Source organism: Streptomyces sp. WY228 (assembly GCF_019287315.1).
GTDB classification, from domain to species: domain Bacteria; phylum Actinomycetota; class Actinomycetes; order Streptomycetales; family Streptomycetaceae; genus Streptomyces; species Streptomyces caviscabies.
In genome coordinates, this window is record NZ_CP079114.1 from 7,012,369 (window position 1) to 7,030,678 (window position 18,310).

Annotated in this window: 20 protein-coding genes; 19 read left to right on the forward strand and 1 reads right to left on the reverse strand. The window is 73.7% G+C overall.

What is annotated here, in order from left to right:
• The first annotated feature begins 177 nt into the window (after positions 1-177).
• The 17 genes from KV381_RS30740 to KV381_RS30820 all read left to right on the forward strand — a co-directional run bounded on the left by KV381_RS30740 (position 178) and on the right by KV381_RS30820 (position 16,028).
• A complete protein-coding gene (locus KV381_RS30740) occupies positions 178-1,392 on the forward strand; it encodes an aminotransferase class I/II-fold pyridoxal phosphate-dependent enzyme (RefSeq protein WP_030084120.1) in 1,215 nt (404 codons plus the stop codon).
• A 93-nt stretch (positions 1,393-1,485) separates the two neighbouring features.
• A complete protein-coding gene (locus tag KV381_RS30745; protein WP_086778398.1) occupies positions 1,486-2,745 on the forward strand; it encodes a beta-ketoacyl synthase in 1,260 nt (419 codons plus the stop codon).
• Positions 2,742-3,587, forward strand: coding sequence for a MaoC/PaaZ C-terminal domain-containing protein (locus KV381_RS30750; protein WP_218786808.1), 846 nt, complete (start codon positions 2,742-2,744; stop codon positions 3,585-3,587). The genes KV381_RS30745 and KV381_RS30750 overlap by 4 nt, the downstream gene beginning before the upstream one ends.
• Positions 3,584-5,083, forward strand: coding sequence for an AMP-binding protein (locus KV381_RS30755; RefSeq protein ID WP_032786159.1), 1,500 nt, complete (start codon positions 3,584-3,586; stop codon positions 5,081-5,083). The genes KV381_RS30750 and KV381_RS30755 overlap by 4 nt, the downstream gene beginning before the upstream one ends.
• 96 nt (positions 5,084-5,179) lie before the next feature.
• On the forward strand, positions 5,180-5,443 hold the full coding sequence (locus KV381_RS30760) for an acyl carrier protein (RefSeq protein ID WP_030084126.1): 264 nt from the start codon (positions 5,180-5,182) through the stop codon (positions 5,441-5,443).
• Positions 5,444-5,446: 3 nt separating this feature from the next.
• Positions 5,447-6,469 carry an anthranilate phosphoribosyltransferase gene (locus KV381_RS30765; RefSeq protein ID WP_030625152.1) on the forward strand — a complete coding sequence of 341 codons (1,023 nt, stop codon included), beginning with the start codon at positions 5,447-5,449 and terminating at the stop codon, positions 6,467-6,469.
• Complete coding sequence (gene trpA / locus KV381_RS30770) at positions 6,459-7,298, forward strand: tryptophan synthase subunit alpha (RefSeq protein WP_030625149.1); 840 nt, start codon at positions 6,459-6,461, stop codon at positions 7,296-7,298. The genes KV381_RS30765 and trpA overlap by 11 nt, the downstream gene beginning before the upstream one ends.
• A complete protein-coding gene (locus tag KV381_RS30775; protein ID WP_030625146.1) occupies positions 7,285-7,659 on the forward strand; it encodes an ectoine synthase in 375 nt (124 codons plus the stop codon). The genes trpA and KV381_RS30775 overlap by 14 nt, the downstream gene beginning before the upstream one ends.
• 144 nt (positions 7,660-7,803) lie before the next feature.
• Positions 7,804-8,949 (forward strand): acyl-CoA dehydrogenase family protein, encoded by a 1,146-nt coding sequence (locus tag KV381_RS30780; RefSeq protein ID WP_030084135.1) that lies wholly within the window; start codon positions 7,804-7,806, stop codon positions 8,947-8,949.
• Positions 8,946-9,638 (forward strand): N-(5'-phosphoribosyl)anthranilate isomerase, encoded by a 693-nt coding sequence (locus KV381_RS30785; RefSeq protein ID WP_098025489.1) that lies wholly within the window; start codon positions 8,946-8,948, stop codon positions 9,636-9,638. The genes KV381_RS30780 and KV381_RS30785 overlap by 4 nt, the downstream gene beginning before the upstream one ends.
• Before the next feature lie 48 nt (positions 9,639-9,686).
• On the forward strand, positions 9,687-10,499 hold the full coding sequence (locus tag KV381_RS30790; protein ID WP_218786809.1) for an indole-3-glycerol-phosphate synthase: 813 nt from the start codon (positions 9,687-9,689) through the stop codon (positions 10,497-10,499).
• Positions 10,496-11,437, forward strand: a complete 942-nt coding sequence (locus KV381_RS30795) for an alpha/beta hydrolase (RefSeq protein WP_256995181.1) — start codon at positions 10,496-10,498, stop codon at positions 11,435-11,437. Before KV381_RS30790 ends, KV381_RS30795 begins: the two co-directional genes overlap by 4 nt.
• A 150-nt stretch (positions 11,438-11,587) precedes the next feature.
• Entirely contained in the window at positions 11,588-12,175 is a 588-nt protein-coding gene (locus KV381_RS30800; RefSeq protein ID WP_218786810.1) for a DUF1772 domain-containing protein, read from the forward strand.
• A 266-nt stretch (positions 12,176-12,441) separates the two neighbouring features.
• On the forward strand, positions 12,442-13,707 hold the full coding sequence (locus KV381_RS30805; RefSeq protein WP_193463024.1) for an alpha/beta fold hydrolase: 1,266 nt from the start codon (positions 12,442-12,444) through the stop codon (positions 13,705-13,707).
• Between the two features lie 12 nt (positions 13,708-13,719).
• On the forward strand, positions 13,720-14,373 hold the full coding sequence (locus KV381_RS30810) for an MBL fold metallo-hydrolase (RefSeq protein WP_193462992.1): 654 nt from the start codon (positions 13,720-13,722) through the stop codon (positions 14,371-14,373).
• Between the two features lie 42 nt (positions 14,374-14,415).
• Complete coding sequence (locus KV381_RS30815) at positions 14,416-15,195, forward strand: exodeoxyribonuclease III (RefSeq protein WP_030625136.1); 780 nt, start codon at positions 14,416-14,418, stop codon at positions 15,193-15,195.
• Between the two features lie 86 nt (positions 15,196-15,281).
• A complete protein-coding gene (locus KV381_RS30820) occupies positions 15,282-16,028 on the forward strand; it encodes a Clp protease N-terminal domain-containing protein (RefSeq protein ID WP_098025484.1) in 747 nt (248 codons plus the stop codon).
• Between the two features lie 33 nt (positions 16,029-16,061).
• On the opposite strand, the gene KV381_RS30825 is transcribed toward KV381_RS30820, so the two are convergent.
• Entirely contained in the window at positions 16,062-16,841 is a 780-nt protein-coding gene (locus tag KV381_RS30825; RefSeq protein WP_218786811.1) for an SDR family NAD(P)-dependent oxidoreductase, read from the reverse strand.
• Between the two features lie 108 nt (positions 16,842-16,949).
• Here KV381_RS30825 and KV381_RS30830 point away from each other — a divergent pair, with 108 nt between their 5' ends.
• Together KV381_RS30830 and KV381_RS30835 are read left to right on the forward strand one after the other, a co-directional pair.
• Positions 16,950-17,390 (forward strand): DUF6278 family protein, encoded by a 441-nt coding sequence (locus KV381_RS30830; protein WP_218786812.1) that lies wholly within the window; start codon positions 16,950-16,952, stop codon positions 17,388-17,390.
• A 164-nt stretch (positions 17,391-17,554) separates the two neighbouring features.
• Positions 17,555-18,298, forward strand: a complete 744-nt coding sequence (locus KV381_RS30835; protein WP_030084156.1) for an amino acid ABC transporter ATP-binding protein — start codon at positions 17,555-17,557, stop codon at positions 18,296-18,298.
• Positions 18,299-18,310: the final 12 nt, after the last annotated feature.

The following is an 18,310-nucleotide window of genomic DNA, read 5'->3' on the forward strand; positions in this document are numbered from 1 at the left end:
TTAAGTTGCATCAGTTAACGCCTGATGAATCAGAGTCCCCGGCACAGGCAAATCCTCCGATGACTGTTTGATCTTGCTCCCGTGTTGCGCCTCGATTGCGAGTGGCCCGTTGAATTCGAGCCGGATCAGATTCGTTGCACCCGTGTGCAATGGCAGTCACCAATGAGAGGACGGCCGATGGCATCCGCAGCGTGGGGGAGAATCGCGCACAAACTGGAGGCGACGGGGCGGCGCGTGGCCTCGCTGGAGTCGGATCCCGAGCGCCGCAACAGCTTCGTCCCCTACACCGCCGAGCGCGACACCGCCTACGTCGACCTCGACGGCCGCCGCCTGTTGATGATGTCCGGCTACAGCTACCTGGGGCTGGCCGGCGACGAGCGCGTGGTCGCCGCCGCCCAGGCCGCCGCCGCCCGCTACGGCACCGGCAACCACGGAGTACGCGCCCTCGCCGGGTCCATCCCGCTCCACGAGGAGCTGGAGGACGAGGTCGCCACCGTCGCCGAGCGGGAGTCCGCCATCGTCTTCGGCTCCGGCTACGCCGCCAACGTGGGCACGATCGGAGCCCTGGTCGGCCCCGGCGACACCGTCTTCGTCGACAAGTACGCCCACGCCAGCATCGTGGACGGCTGCCGCCTCAGCGGGGCGACCGTGGTCCGGTTCCGGCACAACGACACCGAGCACCTGGCCCGCCGCATGGAGGCCGCCGCCCCCGGCGGAGTCCGTCTGGTCATCGTCGACAGCGTCTACTCCATGGACGGCGACATCGCGCCGCTGCCCCGGCTCCGCGAGGTCTGCGACGCCCACGAGGCGCTCCTGATGGCCGACGAGGCCCACGCCCTCGGCGTCATCGGCCGCACCGGCCTGGGCGTGGAGGAACACTTCGACCGGCGGGTCCGGGTGGACGTCAAGCTCGGCACCCTGTCCAAGGCCATCCCCTCCATGGGCGGCTGGGTCGCGGGGTCGTCCGAGCTGATCGGCCATCTCCGGTACGCCGCACGGCCGTTCCTCTTCTCCGCCGCCCTCGCGCCCGCCTCGGCCGGCGCCGCCCTGGAGGCGCTGCGCGTGCTGCGCGCCGAACCGGAGCGCGTCGCCCTCATCCAGGGGTACGGAGCCCGGTTCCGGGAGCTGGTGACCGCGGGCGGCATGCGGACCGGCGACAGCGAGACCGCCGTCGTACCGCTCATCGCGGGCAGCGACGAGTCGGCCTACGACCTGGCCACCACCGCCCGCCGCCTGGGCGTGATCGGGCTGCCCGTGGTCACCCCCGCCGTACCGCGCGACCTGGCCCGGCTGCGGATCGCCGTCACCGCACGGCACACCGAAGCGGACGTGGACCTCGCCGCCGAGGCGTTCCTCAAGGCCGCCGGAGAGTGCGGCCTGCTGACGGACTGACACCGCCCGCGCCGCCCGCGCACCCACGCGAGCGCGGCGACCTCGTCCACGGCCGACGGCCGGTCACCGGAACGGGAAGGAACCACACGGACCATGCGCACCGAAGCGGAACGCTCCGCCCGGCCGGACATCGCCATCAGCGGGATCGGCGCCGTCACCCCGGCCGGACTCACCACCGAGGACCTGTGGACCGCGGTGTCGGCGGGCCGGTCCCTCGCGGTCGGCCTCACCCACTTCGACACCACCGGCCACCGCATCAAGATCGGCTGCCGGGTGCCCGAGCTCACCGGCCACGGCCTGCCCTGGCAGGAGGCGCTGGCCGGCAAGGCGGCCCGGCGGCTCGACCCCTTCGCCCGCTACGGGCTCGCCGCGGCGCTGGCCGCCCACGCCGACGCCGGGCTGCCGCAGGCGCCCGCCGCCCGCTGCGCCATCGTCGTCGGCAACGCCGTCGGGGGCCGCAGCACCAGCGACGCCGAGTCCGTCAACTTCGCGGCGAAGGGGCCCGGCGGGGTCCGCCCGCTGATGCCCCTGATGACGATGCCGAACGCGGCCGCCGCCCAGATCGCCCTCCAACTGGGCTGGCACGGACCGGCGCTCACCGTCTCCACCACCTGCGCCAGCGGGGCCGACGCCATCGGGATCGGCGCGGCCATGCTCCGCGACCACCGCGCCGACGTGGTGATCGCGGGCGGCTGCGAGGCGACCCTCACCCCGATCACCCTCGCCGGGTTCGGCAACCTCAACGCCGCCTCCCTGCGCACCGAACCGGCCACCGCGTGCCGGCCGTTCGACGAGAGCCGGGACGGCTTCGTGATGGGCGAGGGCGCCGCCTTCGTGGTGCTGGAGCGGGCGGCCGACGTGCGCGCCCGGGGCGGCCGGGCGCACGGCCTGGTCGCCGGATACGCCGCCACCTCGGACGCCCACCACCTCTCGGCCCCGCACCCCGACGGGGCGTACGCCGCCGAAGCCATGACCGGCGCGCTCGCCGACGCCGGTCTCGCCCCCTCGGACATCGCCCACGTCAACGCCCACGGCACCGCCACCGTGCACAACGACCGCGCCGAAGCCACCGCCCTGGCCAAGGTGTTCGGGCCGGACGGCCCGCCGGTCACCGCCAGCAAGGGCGTGCTGGGCCACCTCATCGGAGCGGCCGGAGCCGTCGAACTCGTGGTCGCCGTGCTGTCGATGAACGCCGGTGCGGTGCCGCCCACCGCCAACCACACACGAACGGAACCCGAGATGGAGATCGACGTGGTCCACGGCACCCCGCGGCCTGTCCCCACCGGCCCCGCGCTGACCAACTCCTTCGGCTTCGGCGGCCACAACAGCAGCCTGGTGGTGACCCCCGCATGACGACCCCCGCCTCCGCGCCCGCCCCGTCCGCACCGCTCCTCGACGCGGCCGCCGCCCACCGCCACCGCGCCGTCACCCGCCGGGCGCTGGGCCGCCCGGCGCCCGGCCGGGCCGAGGCGGGGCCCCTCGCCGCCTTCGTCCTCACCCATCCGCTCGCCGAGCGCACGGTCGCCGGCCTCGCCGCCGGCCACGGCCCGTACTCGCTGGTCCACCTCGCCCAGGAGATCGAGCTGCACCACCCGCCGCGCCCCGGCGCCCCGCTCGACGCGTCCGCCGCACTCGACGCCGTACGCGTCGAGGCCAAGGGCACCCGGCTCGTCCTGACCACCACACTCACCGACCGGGCGACCGGCGCCGAACAGGCCCGGCTCACCGCCCACATCCTGCTCGCCGGCATCCGAGCGGCCGAACCGCACGGCACCCTCGTCCCCACGGCATCGGCGCGTCCACAGACACCGGGCGACACCGTCAGCCGCGACCTCGCGATCGACCGCGGGTGGATAGCCGACTACGGGCACGCGGCCGGCGACCTCAACCCCGTCCACCTCGACCCGGAGGCCGCCCGGGCGGCCGGGTTCGCCGATGTCATCGCCCACGGCATGAGCCTCGTGGCACTCGCCGTGGAGGAGGCCGCCGAACGGTACGCGGACGGAGACGTCGACCGGGTCCGGGCGATCGGCGCGCGCTTCGCCCGCCCGGTCCTGCCCGGCGAGGCAACGACCCTCGACCTCACGCCCTCCGCCGCCGGGGACACCGTCGCCTTCACCGTACGGTCCGGGGGCGCCGCGGCCGTCAAGGGCGGCTGGCTCCGGCTGGGCCCCGGGACGGGAGCGGGCCGATGACCCGGACCGACCGCCACGGCGAGACCGCCGAATCCGTGCTCCGCTGGGCCGACAAGACCCCGGACGCCCCCGCCCTGTGGTGGAACGGCAGCCCCACCAGCTACCGGGAACTGGCCGACGCGACCGCCGCCGCCCGCGCCCGGCTCGCCGAACACGTCCCCGCCGGGGCCACGGTCGCCGTGCTCGACGAGAAGTCGCCAGGCACCGTCGCCACCGTCCTGGCCTGCCTGGCCACCGGCCGCCCCGCACTGCTGCCCTCGCCCACCCTGCCGCCCGACCACGTCGCGGCGGTGATGGCGGAGGCGGGCTGCCGGTACGCGCTCGCCGGTCCTGCCGTCACGGCGAGGGATCCGGAGCACGGCGAGGGCGGCGGGGGAGCGGTGCCGCCGGGCACCGCCCTCGTCCTGACCACCTCCGGCTCCACCGGCATCCCCAAGGCGGTCCCGCTGCCGCACCGGTCCGTGGAGGCCTTCACCGGCTGGGCCGCGGACGCCTTCGGCATCGCCGAGACCACCCCGGTGCTCAACTACGCCCCGCTCAACTTCGACCTCTGCCTGCTGGACGTCTGGACCACCCTCGCCCACGGCGGCCAGGTGGTCCTGGTGGACCCGGCGACGGCGGCCAGCGGCCGGGGGCTCCTGCGCCTGCTGCGCACCCACCGCGTCGAGGTGGTCCAGGCGGTCCCGCTCTTCTACGCCCTGGTCGGCACCCAGGTCCGGGTGGAGGGCGGCGGCCCGCTGGAGACCGTCCGGCACGCGGCGTTCACCGGCGACGTGATGCCCGAGCAGGCGCTCGCCGAACTCATGGACCTCGCCCCCGGCGCCCGGCTGCACAACATCTACGGCTGCACCGAGACCAACGACAGCCTGATCCACGAGGTCGACCGAAGCCTCCCGCAGTCCGCCCCGATGCCGCTGGGCCGCCCGCTCCCCGGCGTACGCCTGAGGCTGCGGAACTCCGACGGCCGGCTGCTGACCGGGCCCGGACGCGGCGAACTGGAGGTCTCCACCCCCTTCCAGAGCACCGGTTACGCCGATCCGCGCCGGGCCGCCGAGAAGTTCGTCCTGGACCCGGCGGCGGACGGCGGTCCGGGCACCCGGTGGTTCCGCACCGGCGACCTGGTCGAGCAGGACGAGGACGGCACTCTCCGGCTCGTCGGCCGGCTGGACCACCAGGTGAAGATCCGCGGCGTCGCCGTCAACACCGGCGAGGTCGAACAGGTGCTGCTGGAACACCCCGAGGTGCTGGAGGCCGGGGTGACCACCGTCCCCGACCCGGTCGAGGGCCGCCGTCTGATCGCCGTCGTACGGCTGAAGGACGGCTCCACCGCCAACAGCCTCGACCTCAAACGGCACTGCACCGCCCGGCTGGCCCGCGGCTGGGTACCGGGCCTCCTCGTCCCCGTGACCGAGCCCCTGCCGCGCACCAGCACCGGCAAGGTGGACCGCCGCGCGATCACCCGGACCGCGGCCGCACCCGCCGCCACCGCGTCCTGACCCGGACCGACCGTCCTCCGCGGACCGCCCGGCAGCCGCCGACAGGCCCCGCGCCACCCGAGAACCCCGTACGAGCAACCCGCCAAGGAGCGCCCCGTGAGCAACGCCGACCAGATCAGCGAGTACATCGTCCGGGAGTTCCTTCCCGACCTCACCCCCTCCCAACTCCCGCACGACATGGACCTCCTGGCCGACGGCGCGCTCGACAGCCTCGGCGTCCTCAAGCTGATCGCCTGGGTCGAGCACCACTTCCGGCTGGCGGTCGGCGACACCGACCTCGACCCCGAGAACTTCCGCAGCGTCAACGCCATCGACGCCTACATCGCGCGCTCCCGGAGCACCGCCGCCACGGGAGGCTGAGCCGTGCACCCGGCCCTCGTCCCGATGGTCGACCGGCGCGCCCCGGCCGGCCCCGAGCAGTGGGACGCACTCTGGCAGGCGCTGGCCGACGGAGCACTGGACCGCGGTGACGCGCTGGCGCTCCTCGCCTCCCTCACCGCGGCCCTGCCCGAGGAGGACAGCCTGCTCGCCCTGCTCGACGCGCTGGACCGGCGGCGCCCGGCGCGGCCCGCGACGCCCTGGCCCGGCACCGTCAACGTGGTGGGCACCGGCGGCGGTCCGCCCACCGTGAACCTGTCCACGGCCGCCGCGCTGGTCGCCGCCGCCTGCGGGGTCCGGGTCGTCAAGTCCGGCTCCCGCGCCCACACCGCGCGCACCGGTTCGGTCGACCTCCTGGACCGGCTGGGCGTTCCGTTCGCCGCCTCCCTCGACCAGGCGTCCGGCCAACTGGACGCCCACGGCATCGTCTTCACCGGGCCGTTCGTCTACCCCGTGCAGCTGGCCCGGCTCGCCCTGCTGGCCGTGCCCACGCCCATGCGGGTGTTCGGCCGGTTCCTCAACACCCTGGGCCCGTTCCTCGCGGCCGTCCCGGTGGCCGCCCAGGTCACCGGCGTCAGCGGGGGCCGCGTCCCGCCCGCCCTGCGGGCCGTGGCCGCCCGGCCCGGCGCCCCGGCGACCTGGCTGGTGACCAACCCGCTCGGCGCCGACGAACTCCTCAGCATCTGCGACAACACGGTCCACCTCCCCGACGGCGGCACACTGACACTCCGCGCCGGCGACCTCGTCCCCGCGGGCGGATCACCCGACGATCTCGCCCCCGTCCCCCGGGAGGCCGCCGCCGAGCACTTCCGTACCGTCCTCGCCGGCCGGGCGGGCGGTCCCCTGCGCGCCACCCTCCAGCTCAACGCGGCCGCGCTCGCCCTGGCGGCCGGTCACCGCGACGACTGGGCGAAGGCGGTCGCCGAGGCGGGCGCCGCGCTCGACGACGGGGCGGCGCTCGACCTGCTGGACCGGCTGAAGGGGAAGGGTGCGGGCCGTGCCGGATGAATTCTTCGCCGAGGCCCGCGCCCGCGAGGAGCTGGGCCTGGCGGTCTTCCTCAACGCGGGCGACCCGCCGCTGCCCGTCCTCACCGACCTCGTCGCGCAGCTGGACGCGTCGGGCGTCGACTGCCTCGAACTGGCCGTCCCCTTCCCCGACTCGCCCACCGACGGGCCCGTCGTGCGCCGGTCCGCCGACCGGGCGCTGACCCGGGGCGTCGGGCTGCGCGAGACCCTGGCCTTCGTCGCCGCCGTACGGCCGGGGCTGAAGCGGCTGCGGATCGCGGTGCTCGCCGACTGGAGCCACAGCCTGCGCACCGCAGCGCCCGCCGACTACGCCCGTGCCGTCGCGGACAGCGGCGCCGACGCCCTGCTGGCCCACGGTCTGCCGCCCCGGCTGCGGCCGGCCCACCACGAGGCGCTGCACGCGGCGGGCCTGCCCGAGGTCACCACCTGCTATCCGGCCAGCGCACCGGCCACCGTCGCCGAGGCGGCGGCCCACGCCACCGGATACCTCTACCTGGTCGCGCGCTACGGGCGCAGCGGCGCCGGAACGCCCGACGGCGGCCACGCCGGTCTGGCGCCGACCGTCGCCGCCCTGCGCGACCTCACCGCCTCCCCGATAGCCGTCGGCTTCGGGGTGTCCACCGCCGAGGATCTCGCCTCCGTCGCCCGCAGCGGCGCGGACGCGGCGATCGTCGGCTCCGCCGGAGTGGCCGCGGTGGAACGGAGTCTGGAGGCCGGGTCCGACCCGGTCGACGGCTACCGCTCCTTCGTCGCCGCCCTCGGCCGTCCCCACACCGCCCGTCCGAAGGAGGACCCCCGTGCTCATCCGTAACATCGAGACCGTCAAGACCGTCGACTGGGGCAACGGACTCAGCCGCAGATTCATCCTGGACGCCGACGGCCTGGGCTACAGCGTCACCGACACCACCGTGCGTGCCGGGACCAAGTCCCGCCTGGAGTACCGCAACCACCTGGAGACCTGCTACTGCATCGAGGGCTCCGGCGAGGTGGTGGAACTCGACGGCACCAGTCATCCGCTGACGCCGGGCGTCCTCTACTCGCTCGACAACAACGACCCGCACTTCCTGATCGCCTCGCCGCACGAGGACCTGCGTCTGGTCTGCGTCTTCGCCCCGGCGCTCCAGGGCGACGAGGTGCACAGCCTGGCCGAAGGCGTCTCCTCGGCCTACTAGGCCTGTCCGGGCAGCACAGCCGCTCACCCGACGGGCGCCTGAACCAGGGGCGCCCGCCGACCTGATGACGACGGGACACCGCCGTCACCCCTCCGCCCGTCATCGACCGAGGCCACCCGCACGGCCCGTACGGAAGGCTCCGCCATGAGAAACCGCGACGCGGATCAGCAGGCGCTCTGCGCCGGCATGGCCCAGTGGGGCAAGATCCTGAGCGAAGGACACATCGAGGCGGACGCCCGGTCCGCGTTCGAACCGGACCGCTGGCGGTCCCTCGCCGACAGCGGAGTCCTCGGGCTGCCGTTCCCCCAACAGTGGGGCGGCGCGGGCCAGTCCCTTCTGACCACCCTGCACGTCCTGGAGACCCTCGGCGAGACCTGCCGGGAGTCCGGGCTGAACTTCTGCGCCACCACGTCGATGGCCAGCACCGGCGTCCCCCTGACCGCCTTCGGCAGCGACGCCCTGCGCGAGCGCTATCTGCCCGGCATCTGCTCGGGCGAGCTGATCGGCGCGCACGCCATCACCGAGCCCGACAGCGGGTCCGACGCCATGGCGATGACCACCCGTGCCGAGCGCGACGGCACGCACTACGTCCTCACCGGCGGCAAGGCCTTCGTCAGCAACGGCCCCATCGCCGACGTCTTCGTCGTCTACGCGCGTACCCGACCGGAGGGCGGACCGCTCGGCACCACCGCCTTCCTCGTCGACCGGGACACCCCCGGGCTCTCCGTCGGCGGGACGACCGCCAAGATGGGCCTGCGCACCGCCCCGTTGTCCACCCTCCACCTCGACGGCTGCCGGATACCCGCCGACCGGGTGCTGGGCCGGGTCGGCGGCGGACTGCTCGTCCTGGACCACGTGATGAAGCGCGAGATCCTGTTCGGCTTCACCGTCCAGCTCGGCGAGATGCGCCACCGGCTGGAGCGCACCGTCGGCTACGCCCGGGAACGCCGGGCCTTCGGCCACCCCATCGGCGACTACCAGGCGGTCTCGCACCGCGTGGTCGACATGAAGATCCGCACCGACACCGCCGCCAAGTGGCTCTACGACACCGCCGAGCGGCTCGCCGCGGGCGAGGACGTCACCGCCGACCTCGCCATCACCAAGATCCTCGCCAGCGAGGCCGCCCTGTCCACCAGCCTCTCGGCGGTCCGCGTCTTCGGCGGCGCGGGCTACCTCGCCGAGGTCGGCCTGGAGAAGGAGGTACGCGCCGCGGTCGCGGGCACCCTCTACTCCGGGACCAACGACATCCAGTACAACCACGTCGCCTCGGCCCTGGGGCTGGGCGGATGAGCACCCCGCCCCGGCCACTGCTCAAGGTGTGCGGCGCCACCGCCCCCGAGGAGGCCGCCGCCGTCGCGCCACGGGCCGATCTCGTCGGCCTCTGGTACGGGGTGGAGAACGGGGCCCGCGACCTGACCGGAGCCCGACTGACCGAACTGGCCGACGCCGTCCGCACGGCGGGCCGGGCCGAGCCGGTGCTCGTCACCTTCCTGCACGACGCCGAACGGATCGCCGCCGCCGCCCGCGCCGCCCGGGTGCGCTGGATCCAGCTCCACGCCTACCAGCCGCCCGCGGCCGTGGCCGCCCTGCGCGCGGCCCTTCCCGACGCGGTGCTGGTCAAGGCCGTGCACGTTCTTGACGGGGCGTGCGTCGAGCGGCCGTTCCTGACGGCGTACGCCCGCGCCGGAGCGGACCTGTTCCTCGTCGACGCGGCGACCCGGGGCGGGGCGGTCGGCAGTACCGGCCACCGCGTGCCGGCCGAGGCGCTGGAGGCCCTGCTGCCCGTCCTGCCCCGGCCGTTCATCCTCGCCGGCGGCCTCGGCGAGGCCGACGCACCGGGTCACGCCTTCGCCGCGCACGCGGGGTTCCGGGGCGTCGACATCGACCACGCCGCCCGTGCGGACGCCGGCCTTCTCGACCCGGCCCGGGTCGCCGCGCTGGACCGGGCCTGGACCGGCACACCCGCCCCTGCGCCGTGACGTCCCCCGCCCCGCAAGAGAAGCCCGCCACTCCGTGAGGAAAGCCCGATGACGCAACCCTTCCTCTCCGCGCTCCTCGGCGCGGACCGTCCCGTGATCATGGAGGTGAAGTCCCGCGACGCGCACGGCGCCGACCTGCTGCGGGGCCGCACCCCCGGCGACATCGCCGCCGCCTACCAGCGGGCCGGAGCCCCGTGCGTGTCCGTCGTGACCGGCCGCTGGTTCGGCGGTTCGGCCGCCATGCTGCACGAGGTGACGGCCCGCGTGGACGTCCCGGTGCTGCTCAAGGACTTCGTGACACGGCACGACCAGGTCACCGCCGCCGCCCGAGCGGGCGTCTCGGCGGTCCTGCTGACCGCGGCGCTGCTGCCCCGGGAGTCCCTGCACGACCTGGCCCGCGCATGCCGGGCGCACGGGCTGACCCCGTTCGTGGAGATCACCGACGCCCAGGAGGCGATCGGTCTGCCGGACCCGCAGGACTGCGTCGTCGCCGTCAACAACAAGGACATCACCGCTCGCGAACGGGGTGCGGGAGACCTGGACCGCAGCCGTGCGCTGCTGCCCGCCGTACGGGCCGCGGGCACGCTCTGCCCGGTCAGCGCCAGCGCGGTGGGCGACCCCGCCACCGCCGCCGGTCTGCTGGCCGGGGGCTACCGGGGCCTGCTCATCGGGACCGCGCTGCTGCGGGCGCCGAGCGTGGACGCCTGGCTGGCCGAGTTCGACGCACACCGCGCCGCGGGCACCGAGGAGACCGGGCGGGTCACGGTGCCGCTCACCGTCGAAGCGCCCCCGGTCCTGCCGCACCCCGCCCCCGTGACCGGCCCCGCGGTCGCGGGCGAGGCCGAGGACGTGCCCGCGTGAGCGCCGCGCCGACGGAGTCGGTGGCCACGGCGGACGTCACCGCGGCCGGGCACGACGCCGCTCCGGGCGGCGTGGAGCAGATCGTGCTGGGCCACGGCCGCCACCGCCTCGGCGCCTGGCGGGCCGAACCGGCCACCGGTGCGCCCAGGTCGGTACTCGTCGCCGTCCACGGCCGGGCCATGTCACCCGGCTATTTCGCCGGACCGGTCGCCCCGCACACCTCGCTCCTCGCCCTCGCGACCTCGCTCGGCCACACGGTCCTCGCGGTGGAACGGCCCGGCTACGGTCTCTCCCGCGCCGCCCTCCCGCACGGTCTGCCGCTCGCCGAACAGGCCCTGCTGCTGCGCCGATCGCTCGCCGACTACGCCGGACTCCACCCGGTCGGGGCCGGGTTCTTCCTGCTCGGACACTCCGACGGCGGCAAGACCGCCCTGCACCTGGCAGGGGAGCCCTGGACCGGAGCGACCCCCGCCGACCGCCTGCTCGGGCTCGACCTCAACGGCTGCGGCTGGCACTACGCACCGGCCGCCGCCCACTTCCCGGACACGCTGGCCGGCGGGGCGGGAGAGCTCAACTGGGGGCCGCTGCGCCTCTATCCGGGCGGCACCTTCCGGGCCAGCCGTGCCCTCCTCCGTGAGGTTCCGGCCGCGGAGGAGGCGGAGACGGGGCGGTGGCCCGCCCGGTTCCCGGCGGCCGCCGCCCGGGTGCGCTGCCCGGTACGCCTCACCTTCGGCGCGTACGAGGGCTGGTGGCGCCTGGACCGGGACGAACTGGCCGCGGTGGCCGCGAGCTTCACGGGCACGCGCCGCCCGGCCGTCGAACGCCTGCCGGAGGCCGGACACAACCTCAGCCTCGGGCTGGCCGCCCCGCTCTACCACGCACGGGCGCTGGCGTTCCTGGAGGAGTGCCTGGCGGCCTCCTCCGGCGGCCGGGGGTGACGTACGCGTATGCGCGTGAGTGCGTGAGGTATGGACCTTTGGGCCCTGAACCTGTTGGGATGATCGCGCGCACCGCGTACACGCTCCGTTCTGCCGCGTGCACCGTACGCCACCGCCCGGGAGAGTCCATCCGATCGACAGGACTGCGACATGAGCCATTACCCTCCCCATGCCACCCCGTACCAGGCCGGCCCGGTCCGGCCCGGCGGGCATCCGCCCGCCGGTGACCGGATCACCGCGCCGCTCCTCGTGGCATCCGTGCTCTGCACGGGGCTGATGGCGGGGCTGTTCTTCGCCTACGACATCTCGGTGATGCCGGGCCTGGCCGAGCTGGACGACGCCGCCTACGCGGCGGCCATGCAGCGGTTCAACGCGGCGATCGACGGCAGCGCGCTGTTCGGCCTGGTCTTCCTCGCCACGCTGGGGCTCACGGTCGCCGCCGCGATCGTGGCCTTCCGCCGCAAGCGCCGCGCGGTGGCCCTGCCGCTGGCCGCCGCGGCACTCTGCTATCTGCTGGTGCTCGTCGTCACCGTCGCGGTCAACCTTCCCCTCAACGCGGACCTCGCGGCGCTCGGCGGCTCCGCGTCCGCCCAGGACGTGCACGCGGTGATCCACGACTTCAAATCGGTCTGGGTGCCGGTGAACATCTTCCGGACCCTTTTCTGTGTTCTGAGTCTCGGTGCTCTGTGCGCCGCTCTGCTCCGGTACGGAAAGCCGGAAACCCCTGTGCTCCGGTAGGGAAAAGCCCGGGGAGGCAATTCCCCGGGCTTCGTTCCATATCGGCACGCCCCTGCCTTCCGTATTCTCGCGTGCCCATCCTTCATTTGCGTTCGCATAGGGCGAGCCCTCTTTCTGCGCCGGTCGGCGAAAGGGGGCCACCTGTGTGTGCCGTGCTCCGCCTCCGTACCGCCCGACGCGGTGCGGCCGCTCTCCGGCCCCCGCCGGTCGGCGGCCCGGAGAGATGTGGGAGCGTGGGAACGGTGAGTGACAATCCGACGGAATCCATGCAGTACCGCTTCGACGGGCCCGAGGACGCCCCGGTCCTGGTGATCGGCCCCTCGCTCGGGACGACGTGGCACATGTGGGATCGCCAGATTCCCGAGCTGTCCCAGCACTGGCGGATCTTCCGCTACGACCTGCCCGGCCACGGCGGCGCGCCCGCCCACGCCGCCGCCTCCGTCGCCGAGCTGGGCGACCGGCTGCTCGCGACCCTGGACGGTCTCGGCGTCCAGCGCTTCGGCTACGCGGGCTGCTCGATCGGCGGCGCGATCGGCGCGGACCTGGCCCTGCGCCACCCGCACCGGGTGGCCTCGCTGGCGCTCGTCGCCTCCTCGCCCCGGTTCGGCACGGCCGACGAGTTCCGTCAGCGCGGCGTGATCGTCCGTACCAACGGCCTGGAGCCGATGGCCCGCACCGCGCCGGAGCGCTGGTTCACCCCCGGCTTCGCCGCCGCGCAGCCCGCCATCGTCGAGTGGGCCGTGCAAATGGTCCGCACCACCGACCCCGGCTGCTACATCGCCGCCTGCGAGGCGCTCGCGGCGTTCGACATCCGTGGCGCGCTGGGCCGGATCGGCGTTCCCACGCTGGTCCTGGTCGGGGCGGAGGACCAGGTCACCGGGCCCGCCGAGGCCCGCACGCTGGTCGCCGGGATACCGGACGCCCGCCTGGCGCTGGTGCCCGGCGCCTCGCACCTCGCGCCGGTCGAGCAGCCCGCCGCCGTCAGCGATCTGCTGCTGATGCACTTCTCCACCGCGTGGCAGCAGGACACCTCGGCCGCGATCCCCGTACTGCCGACGGTCCCGGGCCCCGCGACGCCCGCGGTCCCCTTCGCCCCGGTGGCCGAGATCGCCCCGGCCGCAGTGGCCGCCGACGCCCCCGCGCCGGCCCCGGACATCCGGCACGAGCAGGGCACGAAGGTACGCCGCGAGGTGCTGGGCGACGCCCATGTCGACGCGGTGAACGCCTCGGCCGACGCCTTCACCGAGGACTTCCAGGAGCTGGTCACCCGGTACGCCTGGGGCGAGGTCTGGAGCCGGGACGGCCTCGACCGCCGCACCCGCAGCGTCATCACGCTCACCGCGCTCGTCGCCTCCGGCCACCTGGAGGGCCTGGCCGCGCACACCCGGGCCGCCCTGCGCAACGGTCTGACGCCCGCCGAGATCAAGGAAGTTCTGCTCCAGACCGCCGTCTACTGCGGCATCCCGGCCGCCGGGGCCGCCTTCGCCGTCGCGCAGCAGGTGATCCAGGAGGAAACCACGCCGCCCGCGTAGCAGGATGGGGCCATGAACGCATCGCCTCGGGCACTCACCCTGACCAAGAAGACCCACTCCTGCGTCCGGATCGAGAAGGAGGGCCGGGTCCTGGTCATCGACCCCGGAGGCTTCTCCGAGGACGACGCGGCGCTCGGCGCGGACGCCGTGCTGGTGACGCACGAGCACCCCGACCACTTCAACGAGGCGCGGCTGCGGGCAGGCCTGGAGGCGAACCCGGCGGCCGAGATCTGGACGCTGCGCAGCGTCGCCGAGCAGCTCTCGGCCGCGTTCCCGGGGCGGGTGCACACCGTGGGCGACGGGGACGCGTTCACCGCCGCCGGATTCGACGTCACCGTGCACGGCGAGCTGCACGCGGTGATCCACCCGGACATCCCGAGGATCACCAACGTGGGCTTCCTCGTCGACGGTTCGGTCTTCCACCCCGGCGACGCGCTCACCGTGCCCGAGCGTCCCGTGGACACCCTCCTGCTGCCGGTGATGGCCCCCTGGAGCAAGATCTCCGAGGTCATCGATTACGTACGCGAGGTCGAGCCGCGCCGCGCCATCGACGTCCACGACGCCCTGCTGACCGATCTGGCGCGGCCGGTCTACGACCACCAGATCGGCGCCCTGGGCGGCGCGGACCACGGCCGGCTGGCCCCGGGCGGCACCACCGAGCTGTGAGCCCGGCGGCCGCTGTCAGTGGGAGCCGCTAGGTTGGCTGCCATGCGCATCGCCACGTACAACGTCAATTCGATCACCGCCCGGCTGCCGAGGCTTCTGGCCTGGCTGGAGAGCAGCGGCACCGATGTGCTGTGCATCCAGGAGACCAAGTGCACGGCGGAGCAGTTCCCCGCCGAAGCCCTGCGCGAGGCGGGCTACGAGTCCGCGGTCAACGCCACCGGCCGGTGGAACGGGGTCGCGCTGCTCTCCCGGGTCGGCCTCGCCGACGTCGTCACCGGGCTGCCCGGCGGCCCGGAGTACGACGGGGTGCAGGAGCCCCGCGCGATCTCGGCGACCTGCGGTCCGCTGCGCCTGTGGTCGGTGTACGTGCCCAACGGCCGCGAGGTCGCGCACGAGCACTACGCGTACAAGCTGCGCTGGCTGGAGGCCCTGCGGAAGGCGGTGGCGGCGGACGCCGCAGGGAGCCTGCCGTTCGCGGTCCTGGGCGACTTCAACGTGGCCCCGACCGACGAGGACGTCTGGGACCCGGCGCTGTTCGAGGGCGCCACCCATGTGACGCCCGCCGAGCGCGCCGCCCTCGCGGCCCTGGAGGCGGAGGGTCTGAGCGAGGTCCACCCCCGCCCCCTCAAGTACGACCGCGCCTACACCTTCTGGGACTACCGCGAGCTGCGGTTCCCGAAGAACAAGGGCATGCGGATCGACCTCACCTTCGGCAACGCCCCGTTCACCGCCGCCGTCAAGGACAGTTACGTCGACCGCGAGGAGCGCAAGGGCAAGGGCGCGTCCGACCACGCCCCGGTCGTCGTCGACCTGGATCTCTGAGCGGTCGGGCGGAGGCGGGCGCGAGGTCCCGCGCCACGTGACAACCCGAGGTTGACACTCCCTGGGTGTCAACCTACGGTTGTCACATGACGCAGCCTCTTCCCGTCACCCCTTCCGTACGCCTCGACGATCTGATCGAGGCCATCAAGAAGACCAACGACGACGCCCTGGAGCAGCTTTCGGGCGCGGTCCTCGCCGCCGACCACCTCGGCGACGTGGCCGACCACCTCATCGGCCACTTCGTGGACCAGGCCCGCCGCTCCGGCGCCTCCTGGACCGACATCGGCCGCAGCATGGGGGTCACCCGCCAGGCCGCCCAGAAGCGTTTCGTGCCCAAGAAGGGCGAAAGCTCCTCGGACCTGGACCCGAACGAGGGCTTCAACCGCTTCACCCCGCGCGCCCGCAACGTGGTGGTCGCCTCCCACAACGAGGCCCAGGCCGCCCGGCACGCCGAGATCGTCCCCGCCCATCTGATCCTCGGCCTGCTCGCCGAGCCCGAGGCCATCGCCGCCCGCGTCCTCGTCGGGCAGGGCGTTGAGCCGGACGCGCTGCGGGCGACGGCGACCGCGGCGCTGCCCGCCCCCGTGGACGAGGCGCCCGAGCTGATCCCGTACGACGCGGACGCCAAGAAGGTCCTGGAGCTGACCTTCCGCGAGGCCCTGCGGCTCGGCCACAACTACGTCGGCACCGAGCACATCCTGCTGGCCCTGCTGGAGTTCGAGGACGGCTCCGGCGTGCTGACCGGCCTCGGCCTGGACAAGGAGGCCGTGTCCGCCGCGGTGGAGCGGGCGGTGGGCGAGGCGGCCGGGGCCCTCCGGCAGCAGAACCCCTGAGCTCCACAGCGGCCCCTCGCGTGGGCGGCGGCCTCAGTGCACCGAGAACCCGCCGTCCACGCACACCGACTGCCCCGTGACATACGCCGAGGAGCGCCCCGCCAGGAACACCGCCGCCCCCGCGAAGTCCTCCGCGAGACCGTTGCGGCCCACCAGGGTGCGGGCGGCCAGCGCCGCCACCTTCTCCGGGTCCGACTGGAGCCGCGCGTTCAGCGGGGTCAGCACGAAACCGGGCACCAGGCTGTTCACGGTGACGCCGTGCGGCGACCACGCCTCGGCCTGCGAGCGGGTCAGCGACTCCAGGCCGCCCTTGGACACCCCGTAGGCGCCGCTGCTCACGAAGGCCCGGTGCGCCTGCTGCGAGGTGACGTGGATGATCCGCCCGTACCCCCGCTCGGCCATGCCCGGCCCGAAGCGCTGCCCCAGCAGGAACGGGGCCTTCAGATTCACCGCCATCGTGGTGTCCCAGACGTCCTCGCCGAGCCCGGTCATCGGCGGGCGCAGATTGATCCCGGCACAGTTCACCAGGATGTCCGGCTCGCCGAACGGCACCACGGCCTCCTCCGCCCCCGTGTGGACCCCCTCGGTGGTGCTCAGGTCCGCACTCACCCAGGCCGCCCGGCAGCCCTCGGCGGTCAGCTCGTCCACGGTCTTCCTCAGCTCCGCCTCCCGGCGGGCCATGACCACGACGCTCGCCCCGGCCCGGGCCAGCGCGCCGGTGATCGCCCGGCCGATGCCGGAGCTGCCGCCGGTGACCACCGCCACCCGGCCTTCCAGCGAGAACAGTTCCGCGACGTACGTCTGTGCACTCATGTACGTACCTTAGATATTCGCTCGGTCACCGGGCCGGGGCGGGTGGGGGAACGGTGAACGCCGCGCGCCCTGTGGTGCGGAACCTGGCCGGGATGGGACCCTAGTGGTATGAACATCCCTTTCTTGGACAACTGGCGTAAGCGTCAGGGTGGTACGCATTCGGGCACACTCGCCGCCGCCGTCGAGACGGACCCCGACGGTGTGGCCGAGCTGCTCGCCGAATGCGAACTGCTGCGCGTCCGGGCGGGGCAGCACGGACTCGAACTCGACGACACCTCCGCCTCGTTGGCCGCGCTCGACCAGCTGCCGCCCCGCTGGCGCGACGACCCCGAAGAGCTTCCCTGGCTCGGCAACGACGCCGGTCTCTATCTCGGCACGGTGATCGTGCGGACCGTCCCGGGCGCCGTGTGGGACGTCTGGCCGAGCGGCCGGCCCGTGGTGCGGCTGGAGTCCGGGCGGGAGATCGACGTCGTCGCGGCAGGTCTCGACTGGGCGGTGGCGGGCAGCCCGGAGCTCTCCCAGGTGTACGCGGAGTCCGCGGAGAACTGACCCGGGAGTCGGCCGCCCCCGCCCGCCCCGTCCGCACCTACCCTCTTCGACTAATCCAGTTAAAAAGCCTTTTGCGCCATTTACGCGTGTCGGGTGCGAAGTCCCTTTTCGCGATGGATAGTTTGCGCTGACCTCGACACAGCGACAAGTGGGTAGGGCAGCGCATGGCCGTCGATCCGTTGATCGAACTGAGGGACGTCAACAAACACTTCGGGGAGTTGCACGTACTTCAGGACATCAATCTCACCGTCGGCCGCGGGGAGGTGGTGGTGGTCATCGGCCCCTCCGGCTCCGGGAAATCCACCCTCTGCCGGGCGATCAACCGGCTGGAGACGATCGAGTCCGGCAGCATCACGATCGACGGCAGACCCCTTCCCGAGGAGGGCAAGGGCCTGGCCCAGCTCCGTGCCGAAGTGGGCATGGTCTTCCAGTCGTTCAACCTCTTCGCCCACAAGACCGTGCTGGACAACGTCTCGCTGGCGCAGCTGAAGGTCCGCAAGCGCAAGAAGGACGAGGCCGACCGGCGCTCCCGCGAGCTGCTGGAGCGGGTCGGTCTGGCCGCGCACGCCGACAAGTTCCCCGCCCAGCTCTCCGGCGGCCAGCAGCAGCGCGTGGCCATCGCCCGCGCCCTGGCCATGGACCCCAAGGCGCTGCTCTTCGACGAGCCGACCTCGGCGCTCGACCCGGAGATGATCAACGAGGTGCTGGAGGTCATGCAGCAGCTCGCCCGGGACGGCATGACCATGGTCGTGGTCACCCATGAGATGGGCTTCGCCCGCTCCGCCGCCAACCGCGTCGTGTTCATGTCCGACGGCTGTGTCGTCGAGGACCGCACTCCGGAGGACTTCTTCACCAACCCGGAGAGCGACCGCGCCAAGGACTTCCTGTCCAAGATCCTCAAGCACTGAGGGGAGGCTTCC